17 protein-coding genes are annotated in these 20,927 nt (G+C 74.9%); 10 read left to right on the forward strand and 7 right to left on the reverse strand.

The genetic code is table 11. From position 1 onward, the window contains the following. The first annotated feature begins 357 nt into the window (after positions 1 to 357). The 3 genes from D7294_RS33480 to D7294_RS26915 all read left to right on the forward strand — a co-directional run bounded on the left by D7294_RS33480 (position 358) and on the right by D7294_RS26915 (position 4,948). On the forward strand, positions 358 to 3,168 hold the full coding sequence (locus D7294_RS33480) for a D-alanyl-D-alanine carboxypeptidase family protein (RefSeq protein ID WP_194117771.1): 2,811 nt from the start codon (positions 358 to 360) through the stop codon (positions 3,166 to 3,168). A 205-nt stretch (positions 3,169 to 3,373) separates the two neighbouring features. After that, positions 3,374 to 3,559, forward strand: a complete 186-nt coding sequence (locus tag D7294_RS26910; RefSeq protein WP_120684302.1) for a hypothetical protein — start codon at positions 3,374 to 3,376, stop codon at positions 3,557 to 3,559. Positions 3,560 to 4,123: 564 nt separating this feature from the next. Beyond that, a complete protein-coding gene (locus D7294_RS26915) occupies positions 4,124 to 4,948 on the forward strand; it encodes an SGNH/GDSL hydrolase family protein (RefSeq protein ID WP_241562648.1) in 825 nt (274 codons plus the stop codon). Between the two features lie 53 nt (positions 4,949 to 5,001). On the opposite strand, the gene D7294_RS26920 is transcribed toward D7294_RS26915, so the two are convergent. Both D7294_RS26920 and D7294_RS26925 read right to left on the reverse strand, forming a co-directional pair. Next, entirely contained in the window at positions 5,002 to 6,789 is a 1,788-nt protein-coding gene (locus D7294_RS26920; RefSeq protein WP_120684306.1) for an IlvD/Edd family dehydratase, read from the reverse strand. After that, positions 6,786 to 7,844 carry an alcohol dehydrogenase catalytic domain-containing protein gene (locus D7294_RS26925; RefSeq protein ID WP_120684308.1) on the reverse strand — a complete coding sequence of 353 codons (1,059 nt, stop codon included), beginning with the start codon at positions 7,842 to 7,844 and terminating at the stop codon, positions 6,786 to 6,788. The genes D7294_RS26920 and D7294_RS26925 overlap by 4 nt, the downstream gene beginning before the upstream one ends. Before the next feature lie 361 nt (positions 7,845 to 8,205). On the opposite strand from D7294_RS26925, the gene D7294_RS26930 reads away from it, so the two are divergent. The 6 genes from D7294_RS26930 (at position 8,206) to D7294_RS26955 (ending at position 14,670) form a co-directional block, all read left to right on the forward strand. Then, positions 8,206 to 9,459: an ABC transporter substrate-binding protein gene (locus D7294_RS26930; protein WP_158674701.1), complete on the forward strand. Its 1,254-nt coding sequence runs from the start codon at positions 8,206 to 8,208 to the stop codon at positions 9,457 to 9,459. After that, positions 9,459 to 10,427 (forward strand): carbohydrate ABC transporter permease, encoded by a 969-nt coding sequence (locus D7294_RS26935; RefSeq protein WP_120684312.1) that lies wholly within the window; start codon positions 9,459 to 9,461, stop codon positions 10,425 to 10,427. Before D7294_RS26930 ends, D7294_RS26935 begins: the two co-directional genes overlap by 1 nt. Further along, positions 10,417 to 11,310 (forward strand): carbohydrate ABC transporter permease, encoded by an 894-nt coding sequence (locus D7294_RS26940; RefSeq protein WP_120684314.1) that lies wholly within the window; start codon positions 10,417 to 10,419, stop codon positions 11,308 to 11,310. Before D7294_RS26935 ends, D7294_RS26940 begins: the two co-directional genes overlap by 11 nt. Before the next feature lie 36 nt (positions 11,311 to 11,346). Next, positions 11,347 to 12,192, forward strand: coding sequence for a VOC family protein (locus D7294_RS26945; RefSeq protein WP_120684316.1), 846 nt, complete (start codon positions 11,347 to 11,349; stop codon positions 12,190 to 12,192). Further along, complete coding sequence (locus D7294_RS26950; RefSeq protein ID WP_174248451.1) at positions 12,189 to 13,148, forward strand: aldo/keto reductase; 960 nt, start codon at positions 12,189 to 12,191, stop codon at positions 13,146 to 13,148. The genes D7294_RS26945 and D7294_RS26950 overlap by 4 nt, the downstream gene beginning before the upstream one ends. Before the next feature lie 148 nt (positions 13,149 to 13,296). Then, positions 13,297 to 14,670 carry a GH1 family beta-glucosidase gene (locus D7294_RS26955; protein ID WP_120684318.1) on the forward strand — a complete coding sequence of 458 codons (1,374 nt, stop codon included), beginning with the start codon at positions 13,297 to 13,299 and terminating at the stop codon, positions 14,668 to 14,670. Between the two features lie 84 nt (positions 14,671 to 14,754). On the opposite strand, the gene D7294_RS26960 is transcribed toward D7294_RS26955, so the two are convergent. The 4 genes from D7294_RS26960 to D7294_RS26975 form a co-directional block, all read right to left on the reverse strand. Continuing rightward, positions 14,755 to 15,315, reverse strand: a complete 561-nt coding sequence (locus D7294_RS26960; protein ID WP_120684320.1) for a DUF1062 domain-containing protein — start codon at positions 15,313 to 15,315, stop codon at positions 14,755 to 14,757. A gap of 416 nt (positions 15,316 to 15,731) precedes the next feature. Next, positions 15,732 to 16,694 carry a LysR family transcriptional regulator gene (locus D7294_RS26965; protein ID WP_120684322.1) on the reverse strand — a complete coding sequence of 321 codons (963 nt, stop codon included), beginning with the start codon at positions 16,692 to 16,694 and terminating at the stop codon, positions 15,732 to 15,734. 33 nt (positions 16,695 to 16,727) lie between these two features. After that, positions 16,728 to 17,210 carry a 2,4'-dihydroxyacetophenone dioxygenase family protein gene (locus D7294_RS26970; RefSeq protein ID WP_120684325.1) on the reverse strand — a complete coding sequence of 161 codons (483 nt, stop codon included), beginning with the start codon at positions 17,208 to 17,210 and terminating at the stop codon, positions 16,728 to 16,730. Positions 17,211 to 17,326: 116 nt separating this feature from the next. Further along, a complete protein-coding gene (locus tag D7294_RS26975) occupies positions 17,327 to 17,989 on the reverse strand; it encodes an SDR family NAD(P)-dependent oxidoreductase (RefSeq protein ID WP_241562649.1) in 663 nt (220 codons plus the stop codon). A gap of 434 nt (positions 17,990 to 18,423) precedes the next feature. Between D7294_RS26975 and D7294_RS26980 the strand changes: the two genes are divergently transcribed. Beyond that, the gene (locus tag D7294_RS26980) at positions 18,424 to 19,503 is read left to right on the forward strand and encodes an AraC family transcriptional regulator (RefSeq protein ID WP_120684329.1); all 1,080 of its coding nucleotides are present in this window, start codon (positions 18,424 to 18,426) and stop codon (positions 19,501 to 19,503) included. Here D7294_RS26980 and D7294_RS26985 read toward each other — a convergent pair. Further along, positions 19,416 to 20,879: an APC family permease gene (locus tag D7294_RS26985; protein ID WP_120684331.1), complete on the reverse strand. Its 1,464-nt coding sequence runs from the start codon at positions 20,877 to 20,879 to the stop codon at positions 19,416 to 19,418. The genes D7294_RS26980 and D7294_RS26985 overlap by 88 nt on opposite strands. Between the last annotated feature and the right edge of the window lie 48 nt (positions 20,880 to 20,927).

A 20,927-nucleotide genomic window follows, 5' to 3' on the forward strand; every position in this document is an offset into this window, starting at 1 on the left:
TTCTGTCGAGGGTGCGTGGTTGTTTTGTGTGGGAACCCGTAGATATGTCGTTGTCGTCCTATGGACGGACGGCGGGGACCCTTCGCCACTGGGGCGGGGCGTCGCGGTCAGCCTGGCCCGGCAGACTTGAGGGGGCCACGAGCCGCCTTTCCACGGCTCGGGCCAGGAACGACGTGCAGGGAGGTACGGGTGTCGGGCGAGTCCCCGGACATGTCGGATCGGGATCGGGAGCGAGAGTCATCGGAGAAGACGCCTGAGGGGGCCCGGAGGGTTCCCGAGGACGCGAAGGTTCCCGGGGACAGCGGAGAGGGCGCGCGGAAGGCGGCGAGCGCCGGGGCGGTCGACCAGGCGACGGCGGTGCTCCATCTGCCGCCGCGCGACGAGGCGGAGCGGGAGGCCTTCGGGGCGGACGGCGCGGCCGGGGACGCCGGGGGCGAGAAGGGGGCGCGCGAAAAGCCGCGGGCGCGGACCGGCGCATCGGGCGGCGGGGACGCGACGGGGAGCGGCCGGCCGGCCGTCGACCAGCCCACCACCGTCCTCGGGCTGCCGCCACGCGAGGGGGCCCGCGCCGGGCGAGGCGAGGGCGGCAGCGGCAGCGGCAGCGGCAAAGGAAACGGCCGCAAAGACACGAGCACGCCCCCCGCCGCCGCGACGGAGCGAACGGCAGCACCGCAGAAGGCACAGAAGCCACAGAAGCCACAGAAGCCGCAGAAAACGCAGCGGACTCAGGGCACGGCGAGCGCGAAGAACACCAAGGCGGCCGAGAACGCCGACAGCGCCGAGAACGCGAAGGGCGCGAAGGGCGCGAAGCAGGCCGGGCGGGGCGAAGAGGAGGCCGGGCCCGCCGCCCGGCCCGTCGACCAGCCGACCGCCGTCCTGCAACTCCCGTCCCAAAAGGCCGGGCAGGGCAGGCCCGCGAAGAACCGCAAGGCCGCCGCGCCCGGCAGGCCGAACGGGCCAGGCGCGTCGGGCGTTTCCGCGGCCGGGGCGCCCGCCGGGGCGGCGGAGACCGGCGCCGGGGGCCCAACCGGCAAGGGCGGCACGGCGGGTGAGGCCGGCGACGCCGGCGCGAGCCGCGGGGCCGCGGCGGCCGGTGGTACGCCGAAGACTGGTGGGACCGCGGCGACCGATGGGACCGAGAAGGCCGAACGTCCGGCGGGCGACGGCGAGTCCGGGCGCTCCGGAACGCCAGGGCGGGTGGCCGCCGCCTCCGCCGCAGCGGGCCTCGGCGCGGGCGCGCGGATAGGCGAGCGGCCCTCCGCGGCGGACCGGCCGGGCGGTTCGGGCGAGGGGGAACAGCGGAGCGGCACGTCCGGATCCGCCAAGTCCGCCGGGTCCCCGGCAGCCCCGGACGCCACCCCACCGGCGGACGCCCCGCAGGACAAGGCCCCGCAGGACAAGGCGAAGCAGAGCAAGGCCCCGCAGGACAAGGCCAAGCAGGGCCAGGACCCGCAGGGCAAGACCTCGCAGGACGCACCGGACGCACCGGACACGACCTCGCGGGACTCGCGAGGCGAGACCGCGCGGAACGCGACCGCGGAGGGCGCGGAGGACAAGGCCCCGCAGGGGAAGCCCGCGGCGGGGAAGGCCACCCGGGATGCCGCAACGCGGATCATTGCTCCCGCAAAGCCCACGCCTGCGGCCCCGGAGCGGGCACCGGGCGGCAAGCCCGCCGCGCCCGAGCGCCGGGACCGGCCGGTCGACCAGCCCACCACCGCCCTCCGCCTGCCCGAGCCGGAGGCGCGCAAGACCGGGGCGCCCCCCGCGCCCGAGCGCCCGGCGCCGGTGCTCAAGCCCCTGGTGACGCCGGAGCAGGCCGCCGAGGAGCGCGCCCGGGTCGCCGCGCCGCCCAAGCCGACGGCGCCTCCCCCGCCCGCGGACTCCGAGCGCGATCCGCTCGAACTGCTGGCCGCGCTCACCAACCGGCCCGCGCCCCCGCCGACCCTCCTGCGCACCTCCGTGCGCCGGGTCAAGATCTGGACGCCGCTGGTCGTTCTGCTCCTGCTGGTCGTCGGGGTCGTCCAGGTGGTGCGCCCGCTGCCCGACCCCAGCCTGCACCTGACCGCCGCCGACAGTTACACCTTCGAGGGCGAGGCGCCCGAGGTGCCCTGGCCGGGCCCTGGGCAGGCCGCGCTGAACGTGGTCGGCGTCGGCACCTTCGGCACCGCGGGCGAGCAGGAGCCGGTGCCGATCGCCTCGGTGGCCAAGGTGATGACGGCCTACCTCATCCTGAAGCACCACCCGGTGGCCGAGGACTCCGACGGCGCCTCCATCCCCGTGGACGCCCAGGCCGAGTCCGACGCCGGGCTGAGCGAGGAGAACGAGTCCACCGTGGACGTGCGGGAGGGCGAGACCCTCACCGAACGCGAGGCGCTCCAGGCGATTCTGATCGCCTCCGCGAACAACGTGGCCCGTCTGCTCGCCCGTTGGGACACCGGCTCGGACTCCGAGGAGGAGTTCGTCCGGCAGATGAACGACGCGGCCCACGAGCTGGGCATGGACCACACCACCTACACGGACCCGAGCGGCCTGGACGAGACCACCGTCAGCACGGCCGCCGACCAGGCCATCCTGGCCAGGGCGGCGATGGAGGACCCGCTCTTCCGCGAGATCGTGCAGATGCCCGCGTACGTCGACAGCCACGGTGACGAGCACGACAACTGGAACGGCCTGGTGCCGGTCAACAACGTCGTCGGGATCAAGACCGGCACCACCACGGCCGCGGGCGGCTGCCTGATGTTCGCCGCCAGGCAGGACGTCGCCGGCACCTCGCAGCTGATCGTCGGCGTGGTGCTCGGCCAGCCGCCGGCCGAGGCCGACAACTCGATACTCACCGAGGTGCTGAACGTGAGCGACACCCTGATCCGGTTCGCCCAGAACCAGTTGCGGTCGGAAAACGTGCTCGCGGAGGGCGATGTGGTCGGCTACGTCGACGACGGCTTCGGCGGGCACACCCCGGTGGTCGTCACCGAGGACGTGCCGGCGGTCGGCTGGGACGGTCTCCGGGTCGACGTCACGATCGAGGAGTCGGCGGACGGGTTGCCGCGCTCCGCCGAGGCGGGCACCGAGGTCGGCACGCTGACCGTGGCCGGGGTCGAGGTGCCGGTGGCGCTCGCCGCCGACCTCGCCGAACCCGGGATCGGCGACCGCCTCACCCGCGTGGGCTGAGCGCCTCCCCCACCGCGCCGGCCGGCCCGGCGGCCCCACCGCGGGACCGCCCCCCGGCCGGTGCGGCGGGGGCTGCCGAGCCGGGCCGCGGCACGCTACAGTCGTCTCTCCGCAGGCTAGGTGGGTGCGAGGGGGCAGCCAGTGGAATGTCCGTCGTGCGGATCAGGCAATGGCCGAAGGCTCAACAACGGAAATTGGGTGTGCGATGACTGCGGCTCGGTCACCGCAGGATGAGGCCGCGTGGCAGGACCTCGATCCGGCCACGCGCGAACGGCTCGACTTTCTCGACCCGGCGGACTTCACCGTGGGACCGACCGCGGAGGCCGCCGCGCGGTGGGAACGGTTCACGCAGATCCTCGACAAGGCCGAGAACTACGGCTCGCCGCTCTAGGCCGCGTCGTGCGGAGTTCGTCGGACTCCCGCCGGGAGTTCCGCCGGGGCCTGACGAAATCCGGCCGCGGGGCGACGTGTTCCGGCCGATGATCCCTCCCTTCGGCGCGGCGTTCCGTGGCAGTCGGCGCGGGCGTTCCGCTCGGGAGCCGGGGGCGCGTGCCGCGGCGTTCTGTGGAGCGCGGGGCGGCGGGCGCGTTCGTCGGGGTGGGGGCTGCCTTTCCCCGACGCCCGTCTGATGGAGGGGCGTGCGGGATCGTGCCACGGTGGTGACGCCCCGTCAGCGCGCCCGGACGGCAGGGCTCGGCCCCACCGCCCGGGCGCACCCTTGGCGGATGCGGTCCCGCCCGCCGGGCGGCCGCTTGGCGCCCCTGCTGTTCCGGTTCGGCCGCTCAGCCGCGCCGGCCGCGCCGGCGTCCCCCGGGCAGGCCGCCCGCGAGGGCGCCGCACCGGCCGGAAGGCCGCCCGCGCCGCCGCCACCGGCCCGGGTTCGGCCCGGTCGCGGCGGTCCCGGCCACGGCGTGCGGGAGGGCGGCCGGGCCCCACCCCCACGAAGGAGCCTGCCGTGCACACCCCCACATCCCACGGCCGCATCCCCCGCAGTTCCCCACCGGCCCGGCCGATCAGGCGCCTGCTGGCCGGGCTGATCGCCCTGGCGGCGGCGCTGGCCGCCGTGATCGCCGGTGCCGGTGCGGCCCGGGCCGCGGAGCCCGCGGCCGGGCCGGTGCGCGTCATGCCGCTCGGCGACTCGATCACCGACGGCATCACCGTGCCGGGCGCGTACCGGATCGACCTGTGGCAGAAGTTTGTCGCGGCGGGGCAGGAGGTCGACTTCGTCGGCTCCCTGTCCAACGGCCCAAGCCAGCTCGGCGACCACGACCACGAGGGCCACTCGGGCTGGACGATCGCCCAGATCGACGCGAACGTCACGAACTGGCTGGCCACCTACGACCCCGACGTGATCCTGCTGCACATCGGCACCAACGACATGTACGGGTCCGACCCGGCCGGCGCCCCGGCCCGGCTGTCCGCCCTGATCGACCACATCACCGCCCAGTCCCCGGACGCGGAGCTGTTCGTGGCGACGATCATCCCCATTTCCTTCGCCGACTCCACCGTGCGGACGTTCAACGCGCAGGTGCCGGCGATCGTGCAGAGCAAGGTGGACGCGGGCAGGCACGTCCACCTGGTCGACATGTACCGCGCCCTGACGGTGGCAGACCTGGCCGACGGCGTGCACCCCAACGCCACCGGCTACGGGAAGATGGCCACCGCCTGGTACGACGCGCTCCTGTCGGTGCCGGGCGCCCTCGATCCCGGGGTGGCCCCGCCGGCCGCGGGGCCCGGGGCCACGCGGAGCGCACTCGCACGGAGCGGAGCCGCCGCGTAGCGGCGCGCCGGGAGGGGACCGGCCGGGCCCCGGACGCGGGCCCGGCCGGCCGCTCAGTGGCTGTGGCGCGGGACCGCGTCCCCGCTGCCGCCGACGAGGAAGTCCAGGTCGGCTCCCCGGTCGGCCTGCATCACGTGCTCGGTGTAGAGCTTCACCCAGCCGCGGGTGGCGGCCGGTTCCGCGGGCGCCTGGGCCGGGGTGCGCCGGGCCAGCTCGGCGGGGTCGACGTCGAGGTCGAGGCGCCTGGCCGCCACGTCCAGCTCGATCCAGTCCCCGGTGCGCACCAGCGAGAGCGGCCCGCCGACCGCGGCCTCCGGGGCGACGTGCAGCACGCAGGTGCCGTAGCCGGTGCCGCTCATGCGCGCGTCGCTGATCCGCACCACGTCCTCGATGCCCGCCTCCAGGAGGACCTTCGGCACCGGCGGGTTGCCCACCTCGGGGAAGCCGGGGTAGCCGCGTGGCCCGGCGTTGCGGACCACGATGACGGTGGAGGCGTCCACCGGGAGCTCCGGGTCGTCGGCCGCCGCCACGTAGTCCTCGATGCGGTCGAACACCAGGGCCTGCCCGCGGTGGCGCAGCAGGCCGGGGGAGGCGGCCGAGACCTTCAGCACGGCGCCGTCCGGGCACAGGCTGCCGCGCAGCACGACGGTGCCCTCGCCCGCGGGGCGGAAGGGCTCGGCGGCCGGGCGGATGACCTCGCGGTTCCAGCAGCGGGCGCCCGCGGTCTCCTCGCGCACGGTCAGGCCGCTGACGGTCAGGGCCTCGCCGTGCAGCAGCCCCGCCTCGTCGAGTTCGCGCAGCACGACGGGCAGGCCGCCCGCGTAGAAGAAGTCCTCCATCAGGAAGCGGCCCGAGGGCATCAGGTCCACGAGCACCGGCACCTCGGCCGCCAGCCGGTCGAAGTCGTCCAGGTCGAGCGGGACGCCGAGCCGGCCGGCGAGGGCGAGCAGGTGCACGACGGCGTTGGTCGAGCCGCCGAGGGCCGCGTTGGTCCTGATGGCGTTCTCGAAGGCCGCCCTGGTCAGCAGCGCGGCCGGGCGCAGGTCGCGCCGCACCAGCTCCACGGCCTGCCGCCCCGAGGCCTGCGCGAGGGCGTAGCGGCGGGCGTCGACGGCCGGGATCGCGGCCCCGCCCGACAGCTGCATGCCGAGGGCCTCGGCGAGGCAGGCCATGGTGGAGGCGGTGCCCATCGTCATGCAGTGGCCGCGGCTGCGGGACATGCAGCCCTCGGCCTCGGCCAGGTCGGCCTCGGACATGCGGCCCGCCCTGGCCTCCTCGGTCAGCTTCCACACGGCGGTGCCCGAGCCGATGTCGCGGCCCTGGAACTTTCCGTTGAGCATCGGCCCGCCGGTGACCATGAGGGCCGGGATGCCGACGCTCGCCGCGCCCATGAGCATGGCCGGGGTGGTCTTGTCGCAGCCGGAGAGGAGGACGACGCCGTCGAGCGGGTTGGCGCGGATGGTCTCCTCGACCTCCATCGCCATCAGGTTGCGGAAGAGCATCGTGGTGGGGCGCATCAGCGGCTCGCCCAGGGACATCACCGGGAACTCCAGCGGGAAGCCGCCCGCCTCCCACACGCCGCGCTTGACGGCCTCGGCCACGTCCCGCAGGTGCGCGTTGCAGGGGGTCAGCTCCGACCAGCTGCTGGCGATGCCGATGACCGGGCGGCCGTCGAAGACCTCGGGCCCGAAGCCCTGGTTGCGCATCCAGGAGCGGTGGATGAAGCCGTTGCGGCCCTCGGCCCCGAACCAGGCCGAGCTGCGCCGGGCGCCGTCCTGGGTGCCCGCGCCGCCGCCCGGCGCGCCCGCGCCGCCCGACCTGCCGCCGCTGATTCCACTCATGCCATGCCTCCGGCTCTGACCAGGATCTTGATGTGCCGGCCACGGTCCGGGCCGGCGAGGACGTCGAGGCCGTCGCGCACCGCGTCCGGCAGCTCCACCCGGCCGGTGATCAGCGTGGCCGCCTCCTCGGCGTGGCCGGCGAGGAAGTCGAGGGCGGGCCGCAGGTCGGCGTCCGTCTGGTGGGACATGCTGCCGACGAGGGTCAGCTCGCGGTGGGCGGCGGCGGCGACGTCGAAGGGGACCGGGCGCTCCGGCAGCCCGGCGAGGCCCACGGTGCCGCCGGGGCGCGCGGCGCGGCAGGCCAGGTCGAAGCCGGGTCCCGTGCCCGAGCACTCCAGCACCACGTCGGCCCCGCCGTACTCCCCCGCCGGGGCGCCGTCCGCGACGGGCAGCGGGTCCAGGCCGAGCGCGGCGCAGACGGCCAGGCGCTGCGCCGCGGTGTCGGTCACGGTCACCTCGTTGCCCTCGGCGCGCAGCATGAGGGCGGCGGCCAGCCCGATGGACCCGGCGCCGACGACGAGGCAGCGCCGCCCGCGGGGCAGGCCGGCCCGCCGCAGCAGGTGCCAGGCCACGGCGAACGGCTCGCCGAGCGCCGCGGTCTGGGCGTCGAGGCCCTCGGGCGCGGGCACGGCCATCTCGGCGGGCACCGTGATCAGGTCGGCGAGCCCGCCGTCCGCGGACATGCCGAGGTGCCCGAAGTCGGGGCACAGGTGCCAGTCGCCCGACCGGCAGCTGGGGCAGTCCCGGCAGGGCAGCAGCGCGTTGAGCACGACGAGCGTCCCCGGCGTGAGCCCGGCGCGCGCCGCCCGCGCCCCGGCGTCGGCGACCCGGCCGGACACCTCGTGGCCCAGGGCCAGCGGCGCGCGCCGCCCGGTGACCGGGTGCGGCCGCTCCACGGGCACCAGGAGGGGTCCCGAGCGGTACTCCAGGACGTCGCTGCCGCACAGGCCGCACCAGGCGACGGCGAGACGGATCTCGTCCGGCCCCGGCTCGGGGGCGTCGGGCACGGTCTCGAACCTGACGTCGCCCCTCCCGTGCCAGCGCACGGCGCGCATCGCGGCACCTCCCTCTCCTGCTGCCCTCGGCTGCCGGTCCCGGCCGGCCGTGGTCCGATGCACCGACCGGCGCCCCGACCGGTTCCGGCCGGTTCCGACCGATACCGGCCGGTCCCGACCCGTCCCGGGGGCCGGCGGACGCGTTCGTCACACTAACTCCGGCCCGCCACGTGGGACCCGCCCGGGAGCGGGTGGCCGGCGAGCGAATAGGGGCCATCCGGTGCCGCGATAACCCATGACAGGCCATGGCCCACGGCCCGACTGTCGCTCGTCAAGACTCACAGACACGAAGTCGGAGGGCGTCATGGTGTCGCACGCACATTCGGGAAGACCGAGTCGGCGGCAGCTCCTGCGAGGCTCCGTGCTCGGGGCCGCCGCCTTTGCCGCGGCTCCCGTGCTGAGCGCCTGCGGCGGCGGTTCCGGTGGCTCGTCTTCGGGAAAGGCGACCGTCAGGCTCTGGCACTGGTACGACCAGCAGCGCGACCAGTGGCCGCAGCTGGTGGAGGAGTTCGAGGCGTCGCATCCGAACATCACGGTGGAGAACCGGCAGTTCGGCGACCCGGACAGCTTCCTGCCGGCGCTCCAGTCGGCGGTCGCGGCAGGGGACCCGCCGGAGATCTTCGCCCCGCACGTGCTCGCCATCGAGTACGGCAGGGCCGGGATCACCGCTGACCTGGCGGCCGAGCTCGGCTCCGGTTTCCTGGACGGCTTCTTCCCCTCGGCCAACGGCCTGTTCACCGACGAGGGGAAGCAGTACGCGGTCGGCTGGATGGCCCAGACCTTCGGCATCTTCTACCAGCCGCAGCGCTTCCGGGAGGCGGGCGTGGACGTCCCCGAGACCTGGGACGACCTGATCGAGGTGGCCGCCGCGCTGCGGGACGGCGGCGTGCAGCCCTGCGTGCTCTCCAACAACCCGGGCACCAACGGCCTGGACTTCTTCCTGCCGCTGATCACCCAGGTCGCCGACGATCCGCAGCTGCTGCTCGACCTCGATCTCCAGCGCAACGGCAAGAAGTGGGACGCCCCCGAGGTGGTGCAGGCCCTGGAACTGGTGCAGCGGCTCCAGGAGGAGGGGGCGCTGGCGGACAACCCGAACGGCATCACCACCGCCCAGGGCGAGCAGATGCTGTACACGGACCGGGCCGCGATGCTCTTCATGGGCTCCTGGGTGCCGCAGGACTTCGTGCAGGACGCGCCGCCCGAATTCGTGGAGAACTACCGGGTGATGAAGACGCCGGCGCTGAGCTCGGGCGCCAGGCACTGGTGCGCCAACCAGGCGGGCGCGGCCTTCGCGGTCAGCGAGACCAGCAAGAACAAGGACGCCGCCCTGGAGTTCCTCCAGTTCATGTTCGAGAACGACCGGTACACGCAGGTCATGAACGACTCGAACTCGATGCCCTGCACCAAGGAGGCCGCCCAGCAGGTCGCCGACCCGGTGCTGGCCGAGATGACCTCCTGGCTCCTCGACGGCGACGGCGCCCCGCACATCCTGATGGGCCCCGGCTCCTCCGACTCCGCCTCGAACGCCGTCTCCGCCCTGCTCGGCGGCGACTCCAGCCCCCAGGACGCCGCCGCGGACATCCAGTCCGGGGTCGAGCGGGCGGCGAACCGCTGATGGCCACCGCGACAGCCCAGCGGCGCCCCGCCGCGCCCCCCGGCCGCCTCGCGCGCCGGGGCGGGCGCCGGGGTGGGCGGGGGCGCTCGGCGGCGCTGGCCGGCTACCTGTTCGTGCTGCCGGTCGCGGCCTGCTTCGCCGTCTTCGTGGCCTACCCGTTCCTGCGCTCGATGTACCTGAGCCTGACCCGCTGGTCCGGCTTCGGCGACCCGGAGTTCATCGGCCTGGACAACTTCGACCACCTGATGTCGGACCCGGTCTTCTGGGACGCCCTGTGGACGACGCTGTTCTTCACCCTGGCCTGCACCGTGCTGCAGACCGTGGTGCCGCTGCTGCTGGCCGTGCTGCTCAACCGCGGCTGGCGGTTCGGGGTGGTGTTCCGCACCGTGATCTTCGTGCCCGCGGTGGTGTCGTTCGTCGTCACCGGCTCGCTGTGGCAGATGGTCTACGACCCGAACTTCGGCCTGCTCAACCGGTTCCTCGACGACCTCGGCCTCGGCTCGCTCGCCCACCCCTGGCTGGCCGACCCCTCCACGGTGCTGCCCGCCCTCGTGCTGGTCTCGCTGTGGCAGGCCGCCGGGCTCTACATGCTGATCTTCCTGGCCGGCCTCCAGGGCATCGACCCCGCGCTGTACGAGGCGGCGCGGATCGACGGCGCCTCGCCGGCCCGGCAGTTCCGGCACGTGACCGTGCCGATGCTCAGGAACGTCATCGCCGTCGTCGTCCTGCTGAACGTCGTGAACGGCTTCAAGACCTTCGACGTGATCTACGTGATGACCGGCGGCGGCCCCAACCGGGCCTCCGAGGTGCTGGGCACCTACCTCTACGGCCTGGCCTTCGGCTCCTCCGCAGGCGCCGTCCCCTCCTTCGGCTACGCCACGGCCATCAGCATGATCGTCTTCGTCCTGTGCCTGGTGGCGACGCTGGTCCAGGTGCGCGTCAACCGGAGGGCCCGCGATGTCTTCTAGCCCACGCGCCGCCGCCGCGCCCGCGCTCCCCGCGCAGGCCAGGGCGCGGCGCCGCCCGCGCGCGCTCCTGGGGCGCGCCCTCGGATACCTCACCCTGCTCGTGGTCGCCGCCGGTTCCGCCTACCCGCTGGTGTGGATGCTGCTGACCTCGCTCAGGCCGCGCAACACGGTCTTCGGCGGCGGTTTCTTCCCCAGCCCGGACGAGATCACCTTCGACGCCTACCGCGAGGCGTGGACCGGCCTGGACTTCCCCCGGCACTTCCTCGTGACGCTCGTCATCACGGCGGTGACGGTGGCCGGGGTGGTGGCCCTCGCCACGCTCTCCGGGTACGCCTTCGCCCACCTGGAGTTCCGCGGCAAGCAGGTCATCTACGTCACGCTGCTGTCCTCGATCATGCTGCCGGTGACGGCGATCGTGATCCCGCTGTTCCTCGAACTCGACACCCTCGGCCTGCTGAACAGCCAGGGCGGCCTGATCATGGTGTACATCGGCACCTCGGTGCCCTTCGCGATGTTCCTGATGCGGGCCTTCTTCGAGACCCTGCCGAGGGAGCTGGTGAACGCCGCGCGCGTGGACGGCGCGGGCGAGTTCGCCATCTTCCTGCGGGTGATGCTGCCGCTGGCCGCGCCGGGCGCCGCCACGGTCGTCATCTTCCAGTTCATGAACACCTGGAACGAGTTCCTGTTCGCGCAGACCTTCCTGCAGCAGCCCGAGGACCTGCCGCTGCAGCCGGTGCTGTACTCGGTCGTCGGCCAGCACTCCACCGACTGGCCGCTGCTGTGCGCCTCGCTGACCATGTCCATCCTGCCGATCGTCGTGGTGTACGTGCGCATGCAGCGGCGCTTCGTCGCCGGGCTGACCCTCGGCGCGGTCAAGAACTGACGGCTTCCCACCGGAAGCCGGGAAAGGATTCCCCGCATGAACCCCACGAATCCACAGGCCCCCGGGGACCCGCGGTTCCCCCACGCCCCCGGGGCGGGAGCCGCGAAGGGCATGTCGTACGTGGAGATCGGGGTCGGCGACGCGACCCGCTCCCTCGACTTCTACTGCGGCCTGCTGGGGCTGCGGCCGGTGCCCGAGGGGCCAGAGCCGCCGGCGCCCGGGGTGCACTGGCTCGACGCCCAGGGCGCGTTCGTCAAGCTCGTCGAGACCCGGGAGGGCACCCTCGGCGGCTGGCGGCGCGACGATCTCCAGCGCGGGATGCGGCACGTCGGGCTGAAGGTGGGCGACGTGTTCCGGCAGGCCGAGCGGCTGCGCTCGGCCGGGGTCGAGTTCGCCGTCGAGCCCACCGCGGCCGTCGGCGAGGTCAACCTGGCCTTCTTCCAGGACCCGGACGGCACCCTGCTGGAGATCATCGACGGGCATCTGCACTACCACTCGGTGACCACCCCGGAACTGGCCGACAGGGAGCGGGAGCTGGCGCGGGCCAGGCCGGCCGCGGCGGGCCCGGTCTTCGACCACGTCGCCGTCACCGTCGCCGACCTCGACGCCACCCTGGACTTCTACCGGGACGGCCTGGGCTACCCGGTGATCGGCCGCCTGGTGCACGAACGCGACCCGCGCGGCTTCGTGATCGACTACCTCCAGGCCGGGGACGCGGTGCTCGAGGTCTTCACCTTCACCTCGCCCGAGGCGCCGACCGAGCCGGCGCCGCCCGCGGGCGACCGGCTGGGGCTGCGCGCCCTGGGCCTGGCCGCGGACGGGGCCACGCTGGGGGCGGCCGACCCCGACGGGGTGCCGCTACGGCAGGTGCCCGCCCGATGACCGCGAACGAGAGCGTGCTGCCGCTGCGCGAGCTCGGCGGCACCGGCCTGCGGGTCCCCGAGATCTGCTTCGGCGGCGGGCCGCTGGCCGGCATGCCGGCCGCCTTCGGCTACGAGGTGCCCGAGGAGCGGGCCGTCGAGACGGTGCGCCGCGTGCTGCGCAGCCCGGTGTGCTTCCTGGACACCGCGGCCGGGTACGGCGGCGGGCGCAGCGAGCGCGTCATCGGCAGGGCGCTGGCGGAGATCGGGGGGCTGCCACCCGGCTTCGTGCTGTCCACCAAGGTGGACCGGGACGGGGCGAGCGGCGACTACTCGGCCGCCCAGGTGCGCCGTTCGCTGGAGGGCAGCCTGGAGCGGCTGGGCCTCGACCGGCTCCAGCTGCTCCTGCTGCACGACCCGGAGCACATCCCCTTCGAGGAGGCGATGGCCAAGGGCGGGCCGGTGGCGGAGCTGGTGCGCATCCGCGAGGAGGGCCTGGCCGCGCACATCGGCGTGGCCGGGGGCCCCGTCGGGCTGATGGCGCGCTACGTGGCGACCGGCGTGTTCGAGGTGCTGCTCACCCACAACCGGTGGACGCTGATCGACCGCTCGGCCGACCAGCTGATCGACGCCGCCCACGCGGCCGGGCTCGCGGTGCTGAACGGGGCGCCCTTCGGGGGCGGCATCCTCGCCAAGGGCGCCGCCGGGCACGGCAGGTACGCCTACGCGGAGGCCGATCCCGTGGTGCTCGCCCAGGTGCGGCGGATCGAGGCCGCCTGCGCCGGGCACGGCGTTCCCTTGGCCGCCGCCGCCATCCAGTTCTCCACCCGGGACCCGCGCATCGCCTCGACCATCGTCGGGGTGACCCGGCCGGAACGGGTCGAGGAGACCGTCCGGCTGGCCCGCCGGCCGATTCCCGAGGAGCTGTGGCATACCCTCGACGGGCTGGCTGCCCCTGCCGACCACTGGCAGTTCTGACCGCCGCATCCGATCAGCGCCGATCAGTGTCGATCAGCGCCGGTTTTCTCCCCGCCGCGGCGTGGGGGATGGGCGCGGGCGCTCTCCCCGCGCCGTTCACCGATTCCGGCACGACCGGCAACGACCCACACATGGAAGCACATTCGCCATGACTGACAACCCGAACACCGTCCGGTTCCCCGAAGGCTTCGCCTGGGGCACGGCCACCGCCAGCTACCAGATCGAGGGGGCCGTCCACGCCGACGGCAGGCTGCCCTCCGTCTGGGACACCTTCGCGCACACCCCGGGCAAGACCAGGGACGGTGACACCGGGGACGTCGCCGTCGACCACTATCACCGCTACCCGGAGGACCTGGGGCTGCTGGCCGAACTCGGCGTCACCCACTACCGCTTCTCGCTGGCCTGGCCGCGCATCCAGCCCGAGGGACGCGGCCGGCTCAACCCGGGCGGCGTCGACTTCTACAGCCGCCTGGTCGACGGCCTGCTGGAGCAGGGCATCACCCCCTGGGTGACGCTGTACCACTGGGACCTGCCGCAGACCCTGGAGGACGCCGGCGGCTGGCCGGAGCGGGAGACCGCCGAGCGCTTCGCCGAGTACGCCGCCCTGATCCACGAGCGGCTCGGCGACCGGGTCACGGACTGGACCACGCTGAACGAGCCGTGGTGCGCGGCCTTCCTCGGCTACGCGGGCGGCATCCACGCCCCCGGCCGCACCGAGGGCGCGGCGGCGGTGCGCGCCGCCCACCACCTGCTGCTCGGCCACGGCCTGGCTGTCAAGGCGCTGCGCGAGCAGGGCGCGGGCAGCCTCGGCATCACGGTCAACCTGTACCCGGTCGACCCGGTGACGGACGGCGAGGAGGACCGGGAGGCGGCCCGCCGGATCGACGGCCTGATGAACCGCATCTTCCTCGACCCGCTGCTGCGCGGCTCCTACCCGGCGGACGTGCTGAAGGACCTGGCCCAGGTCACCGGCACCGAGCACGTCCGCGAGGGCGACCTGGACACGATCTCCACCCCGCTGGACTTCCTCGGTGTCAACTACTACACGCGGCACGTGGTGCGCGCCGGCGGCCAGGGCTCGGGGCCCTCGCCGTGGGTCGCGGCCGAGGACGTGGAGTTCGTCAAGCGCGGGCTGCCCGTGACCGAGATGGGCTGGGAGATCGACCCGGACGGCCTGTACGAGACGCTGACCCGGGTGTGGAACGAGTACGGCGCGGGCGTGCCGCTGTACGTGACGGAGAACGGCGCGGCGTTCGCGGACGAGCTCACCGCGGACGGGCGGGTCCACGACGAGGAGCGCCGCGCCTACCTGGAGGCGCACTTCGCCGCCGCGCACCGGGCGCTGGCCGAGGGCGTCGACCTGCGGGGCTACTTCGTGTGGAGCCTCATGGACAACTTCGAGTGGGCGCACGGCTACAGCAAGCGGTTCGGCCTGGTCCACGTGGACTACGCGACCCAGCGGCGCACCCTGAAGGACAGCGCCACCTGGTTCGCGCGGGTCACCCGGGCGAACGGCTTCTGACGCCCCCCGGGCCCGCGGGCCCGGCACCGCCCTGGCCCGCGGGCGCGGCCGATGCCGTGCCCGCGGGCCTGCGGCGTTGTGGCGCTACTCGCCGGGCAGCACCGTGAAGGCGAAGTCGCTGCTTCGGGTACGGCGCGGCGGCACCTCGCACTTGACCCGGCGCAGGACCTCGTTCCTGCTGAGGCCGAGCCCGTGGGCGATGAGCCGCTCCGGGCGCACCGGCACCGGGTCCTCGAAGCGGACCTCCACCCGGAAGGGCCATGCCCGTTCCGGCGGTGCGGGCGGGGCGTCCAGCCGCCAGGCCCCCGACCAGTCGAGGGCGAAGCGGTTGCGGTGGGCGAGCAGCGGGTCCAGCAGCCTGGACGCCACCAGCGCGGCGTCGTTGGCGTGGTAGCCGTCGAGCTCGGCCGGATCGAGGGATCTGACCGGGACCCGCTCGTGGACGGTGAGCTTGCTCGTCCGGTCGCAGGAGGTGCAGCGGACCAGCAGCCACACGTCCAGCAGCTTGCCGTTGGCGTTGACGCGGAACCTGCCCTCGCCGGTGGTGGCGGACCCCGAGGGGCAGTCCACGCACCGCAGCGAAAGCAGCGGCAGCCTGGTCCGGCGCACGACCCAGGGCAGCACGGTATGAGGTGGTGAAGACATGAGCTCTCTAGACCTGACACGAGGCCGATTGCGCGCGGCCTCACACGCTGTAGGCCCGGGCGCGCAAGGGCAGCCCGGCGGGACCGGCGGCGGTGCCGTCGGCTACAGGTGAGCGAGAAATGCCGAAGGAAAGGGCGTCGGGTCTAGAGCGCGGGCGGGGTCACGCGATGCCGTCCTCTTGTCTTCACGGCCGTCTTCACGGCGGTCTTCCGGCCGAACGCCCTCTCGGCGATCGGCTGCACGGCGCAGGGGCCGCGGGCAACCTACGGCAGCGCGGGGGGCGGGCTCAAGCGGGTTTTCCCGTGGCGCCGGTCACGGCCGGGGCCGCGCCGGCACCCGCCGTACCGCGCACGCCGCACCGCGCACCGACCGGCGCACGGCGCCACACGTCGGCCCCGCGCCGGCCCGCGCCGGCCTCAGGCCGCGGCCCGGTCCGCGGCGGGAGCCTGCGGCAGGCGGGGGGCGGGCAGCGCCGCGATGGTGTCCTTGAGCAGGGCGACGACCGGCGACTCGCCCCGGTCGGCGCGCCACCACAGGGCGACGTGGCGCTGGATGTGGCTCTCGGCCAGCGGCAGCAGTTCCACTCCGGCGCAGTTGGCGGTCATCATCGCGAGCGCGTTGGTGACGCCCACGCCGAGGCCGCCGCGCACCAGGGAGGCCAGGGTCTGCGGCTGGTTGGTCTGGAAGGCGATCACCGGCCGGATGCCCGCCTCGGCGAAGGCCAGGTTGGTCTCGAACTGCCGCGGGCTGTCCTCGGCGGCCTCGCCGATGGTGACCAGCGGGTAGGAGGCGACCTGCCGCAGGTGCACGGGTCCCTGCCCGGCCAGCGGGTGCCCGGTGGGCACCACGACCACCAGCGGCTCGCTCCACAGCCACCGGTTCATCAGCCGCTCGTCGCGCACCAGCGGCAGCACCGGGCGCAGCGCCAGGTCGATGTCCCCGGCCGCCAGCAGGTTCTCCAGCGACAGGGTGGGGCCCTCGACGAGGGTGGTGCGCACGGTCGGCGCCGTCCGCCGCAGCCTGCGGACCAGCGCGGGGTAGAGGAACGCGGCGGCACTGGGGTACATGCCGACGCGCGCCTCCCCGCGCACCACCCCGTCCGCGGCGCCGGCGACCTCGGAGAAGACCTCAAGCCGCGAGAGGATCTCCTCCGCGTGCGGCAGCAGCGCCCGCCCCTCCGGGGTGAGCGCCACGGGCTGCACGGACCGGTCGAACAGCTTCGCCCCGAGCACGTTCTCCAGCTCGCCGATGTGGCTGCTGACCCGCGGCTGGGAGCGGTAGAGGGACTTGGCCGCGGCCGAGAAGCCGCCCTCGCGGGCGACGGCCACGAAGCTCGCTATCCAGTCGAGCCGGTAGTTGTAGGCACTTGAGAGATCCACGCCGACCTCCTGGCCCTGGCGCCGCGCGCTCGGTCAGCGGATGAACTGATCCACGTAGTCGCGCCCCAGACCCACGCTTTCGTAGTGGGCGCGGCAGAGGTCGATCTTGGTGAAGGTGTCCTCGTAGCCGGTCTGGCGTCCCGCCTCGTCGACGTACACCATTGCGCCCGAAATATTGAACAGCGTGATCATATAGTCGCAATCCGGGGGGACCGCAAGAGTGTGGATCTCGCCCGGGGGCTCGTAGACGAAGTGCCCCTTCTCGGCCACCCACTCGTGCTCGTGGTAGTGCCAGCGGCCCTCGATCACGTAGCCGAAGACGGCGCCGGGGTGGCGGTGCCGGGAGACGATGCCCGCGGCGGTGACCTTGAGCAGGTTGCACCACTGGCCGGTGACGGTGTTGAACATCAGCGGCCGGAACCAGACGTTCGGGGCCTGCGGCACCCAGACCCGTTCGTCGGCGGGCCTGGCGGCGACGGCTATCTCGTCGGGATAGTCGGTGGAGACGGGAATCATGGGGGTCCTTCCTGTTGTGAGGGGACGGGGGACGGCGACTCGGCGGGCTCGGCGGGGGCCGGCGTGGCTCGGCGGGGCTCGGCGGGGCTCGGCGGGGAACGGTGGCCCGGCCCGGGTCAGCCGGCCAGGTAGCCGCCGTCCACGGGCAGGACGGCGCCGGTGATGAAGCCCGCGTCGGGCCCGGCGAGGAAGGCGACCGCGCCCGCCACCTCGGCGGGCTCGCCCCAGCGGCCCATGGGCGTGCGCTCGATGATCCGGCGGTCGGCGCCCGGCTCCTGACGCAGCCCGGCGGTGAGCGCCGTCCTGATCCAGCCGGGCGCCACCGCGTTGACCCGCACCCCGTCGGCGGCCCACGCGACGGCGAGCGCCTTGGTGAGCTGGACGATGCCGCCCTTGCTCGCGGAGTAGGCCGGCACCCGCGGGCCGCCGAAGAAGCTGAGCATCGAGGCGATGTTCACCACGCAGCCGCGGGCGGCGGCCAGCGGGCGCCTGGCGGCGGCGCAGGCCCGCATCGTCCCGGTGAGGTTGACCGCGAGCACGTCGGCGAAGACCTCGGGTCTCAGCTCCTCGTCGCGGTGCAGCACCCCGGCCGCGTTCACCAGCACGTCCAGGGAGTCGAAGGGGGCGAAGAACGCCTCCACGGCCGCGGGCGCCGTCAGGTCGAGTTCGACCGCGGGCGGGCTTGCCCCGAGCCCCGCCGCCGTCACCTCGGCCCCCGAGGCCGCGAACCGCTCGGCGACGGCGGCGCCGATCCCGCTGGTCCCACCGATGACGACCACGCGTCGCCTGGCTGCGCCCACTGAACTGCCTCCCGCGAATCCCGCGAATGCCCGCGAATCCCAAGCCACGGCCGTCCACCGGCCGCGACCATGCGAACACACCCGCGGCCCCCCGCGCCCGGGTCATTCGCCCACGGAATGACCGCCATCGCCCCAGGTGATGCCCCGCGCGCCGCGCCCGCCCACGCGCCCCCGCCCGCGCGCCCGCCCTCGGCCGTGGCCGCGCCCGCGCTCCCCCGCCCCCTCCCGCGCCGCGCCCGTCCCCCTCGGCCGCGCCGGCCACCCGTTCCCGACCGGGGCCTGGCCCGTTCCCGGCCGGGGCCCGGCGGGTACGCACCCGCCGCAGGGTCGCAGACTCAGGACGCCGCCTACCGGAAGACCCGTCTTTCCTGTCCGATCGTCTCCCCACCTGCGCCCCGGGATACAGTCGCGGCATGGACGTGCTGAGCGACGCGGTGGCCGCCATGCGGGCGGGGCGGCCGCACTCGGGGCGGCAGTGGCTGCACGCGCCCTGGCGGCTGTCGGCCCCGGAGTTCGGGGCGGGCGCCGGCTTCCACGTGGTGCTGCGCGGCGGGTGCCGGCTGCTGCTCGCGGGGGCGGAGCCGCTGTGGCTCGGGGTGGGCGACCTGGTGCTGCTGCCGCACGGCAGCGCCCATCAGCTGGCCGACGCGCGGGGCGGCGAGGCGCCGCCCGGCCGCCTGCTGACCCTCGGCGATCCCGCAAGCGGCGCCCCCGCACCCGTCGGACCCGCCCCCGTCGAACCCGCACCCGTCGGACCCGAAGCCGCCGGCCCTGCACCCGGCGGCCCCGCGGGCGCGGCGGAGGGGGGCGTTGCCGGCGAGGGGCCGACCGTGCTGCTGTGCGGCGCGTACCTGCTCGACCGCGCCAGGCCGCACCCCCTGCTGGCGAGCCTGCCGCCGGTGGTGCACCTGCGGGCCGGGGTGGGGCACCACCCGGCGCTGCGCGGCACGATCGAGCTGCTGGGCGCCGAACTCGCCGAGCCGGGGCGCCCCGGCGGCGACGGCGTGGTGCCCGCCCTGCTGGAGACGCTGCTGCTGTACGCGCTCCGGGCCTGGTACGAGGACGCCGCGCGCGAGGGGCGGGCGGGCGGCTGGTCCGCGGCGCTGCGCGACCCGGCCGTCTCCGCCGCGCTGCGCGCCCTGCACGCCAACCCGGCGCGGAGCTGGACGGTGCGGGACCTCGGCGCCGAGGCGGGCCTGTCCCGCGCCCCCTTCGCCCGCCGCTTCGCCGAGTTGGTGGGCCGCCCGCCGCTGGCGTACCTCACCTGGTGGCGGATGGTGAGCGCCGCCCGGCTGCTGCGGCAGACCGAAACCCCGATCCGGGGGGTGGCCGAACGGGTCGGCTACGCCTCGGAGTTCGCCTTCGCGAAGGCGTTCAAGCGGGAGTTCGGCCTGCCGCCTGGCCGCTACCGGCGGGCGGCGGGCGGGGAGGCGCCGGGCGCGGGCCCGGCGGGCGGGGAGCCGGTGGGCGAGGCGCCGCGCAGGCGCAGGTAGAGGAGGGCCGCCCCGGCCAGGGCGAGCGGCCACAGCAGGTAGCGCCCTGACATCAGCAGCAGCGCGACCACGGCGACGAGCGCCGTGAACGCAGCCGCGCGCCCCGCGCTGCGCCGGGGCAGCAGCCGGATCGCCGCGGCCACCCCGATCGCGTACACGGCCACGAAGGAGCCGGTGGTCAGCAGCACGAGCGGGGCGGGTCCCACCCCGACCGCCACGGTCACGCCCAGGGACAGGAAGGACAGCGAGGACACCACCGCCAGGCTGCGCCGTGGCACCTCGCCGGCGGCGCTGCCGCCCGCGATCCAGCGCGGGAGTGCGCCGTCGCGGCCCAGTGCGGCGCCGAGGTTGGCCGCGCCGGCGAAGTAGACGTTCATCGTGCCGAAGGTCAGCAGCAGCGCGGCGGCCGCGGCGAGCGCCTTCGCGCTGCCGCCCATGCCGCGGGCCATCAGCTCGCCGAGCGGGGCGTCGGCCTCGGCGGCGCCCGCGCCCAGCACGGCGATCACGGCGAAGGCGACCGACAGGTAGATCAGCCCCACGAGCGCCACGGCCGCCGCCGTGGCCCTGGGCAGGTCGCGGGCCGGGCGGCGGAACTCGCCCGCCAGGTGCGTGATCGCCTCCCACCCGGCGAAGCTCCACACCAGCAGCACCGCCGCCGAGCCGACCGCGCCCCAGCCGTGCGGGGCGAAGGGGTGCAGGTTGGCGGAGTGTGCCTCGGGCAGGGACAGGGCGACGGCGGCCAGCACCAGCGTCACCAGCAGCCCGGAGAGCACCAGTTGCAGCCGCCCGGTCAGCCGCAGCCCGAAGGCGTTCGCGAGGGTGACCGCCCCGGTCAGCCCGGCGGCGGCGGCTGCCTCGGTGCCGCTGCCGCCGCCGAGGGCGTCCGCGAGGTAGGCCGCCCCGAACATGGCCGCGGCGGGGGCGCCCGCGGGGACGGCGAAGAAGAAGCACCAGCCGACCACGACCGCGGCCCGTTCGCCGAAGGCCAGCCTGGCGTAGGTGGAGACGCCCCCGGCGTCGGGGTGGCGGGCGCCGAGCGCGGCGAAGGTGCCGGCCAGCGGGGCCGAGAGCAGCACGAGACCGAGCCAGGCCAGCAGCGAGGCGGGGCCCGCCGCGTCGGCGGCGAGGGCGGGGGCGGCGATGACGCCGGTGCCGAGCACGGCGCCCACATACATCGCCGTGCCCTGCACGGCGGTGAGGCCGCCCGTGCCCTGCACGGCGGTGAGGGCGCCCGTGCCCCGCACGAGGCGCCCGCCACGGCCGCCGCGGCCGGGGGCTGGGGGCGAGTCGGGGGCGGGGCCCGCGGGCGAGGGGCCTTTGCGGGCGGCGGGGACGCCGCCCGCCGCGTCGCCCGTGGGCGGGCTCGTGGTGGTCATACCGGGAGCCTTCCGCCAGGGGCCGGCCGGCGCCATCGGCGGAAACGA

The sequence above is a fragment of the Streptomyces hoynatensis genome (assembly GCF_003626535.1).
Lineage (GTDB): Bacteria > Actinomycetota > Actinomycetes > Streptomycetales > Streptomycetaceae > Streptomyces > Streptomyces hoynatensis.

Coding starts and splice junctions, on each gene's coding strand:
- D7294_RS26910 (WP_120684302.1), top strand. CDS start 3,374: ATGACTGCGGCTCGGTCACCGCAGGATGAGGCCGCGTGGCAGGACCTC.
- D7294_RS26920 (WP_120684306.1), bottom strand. CDS start 6,789: ATGAGTGGAATCAGCGGCGGCAGGTCGGGCGGCGCGGGCGCGCCGGGC.
- D7294_RS26925 (WP_120684308.1), bottom strand. CDS start 7,844: ATGCGCGCCGTGCGCTGGCACGGGAGGGGCGACGTCAGGTTCGAGACC.
- D7294_RS26935 (WP_120684312.1), top strand. CDS start 9,459: ATGGCCACCGCGACAGCCCAGCGGCGCCCCGCCGCGCCCCCCGGCCGC.
- D7294_RS26940 (WP_120684314.1), top strand. CDS start 10,417: ATGTCTTCTAGCCCACGCGCCGCCGCCGCGCCCGCGCTCCCCGCGCAG.
- D7294_RS26945 (WP_120684316.1), top strand. CDS start 11,347: ATGAACCCCACGAATCCACAGGCCCCCGGGGACCCGCGGTTCCCCCAC.
- D7294_RS26950 (WP_174248451.1), top strand. CDS start 12,189: ATGACCGCGAACGAGAGCGTGCTGCCGCTGCGCGAGCTCGGCGGCACC.
- D7294_RS26955 (WP_120684318.1), top strand. CDS start 13,297: ATGACTGACAACCCGAACACCGTCCGGTTCCCCGAAGGCTTCGCCTGG.
- D7294_RS26960 (WP_120684320.1), bottom strand. CDS start 15,315: ATGTCTTCACCACCTCATACCGTGCTGCCCTGGGTCGTGCGCCGGACC.
- D7294_RS26970 (WP_120684325.1), bottom strand. CDS start 17,210: ATGATTCCCGTCTCCACCGACTATCCCGACGAGATAGCCGTCGCCGCC.
- D7294_RS26980 (WP_120684329.1), top strand. CDS start 18,424: ATGGACGTGCTGAGCGACGCGGTGGCCGCCATGCGGGCGGGGCGGCCG.
- D7294_RS26985 (WP_120684331.1), bottom strand. CDS start 20,879: ATGACCACCACGAGCCCGCCCACGGGCGACGCGGCGGGCGGCGTCCCC.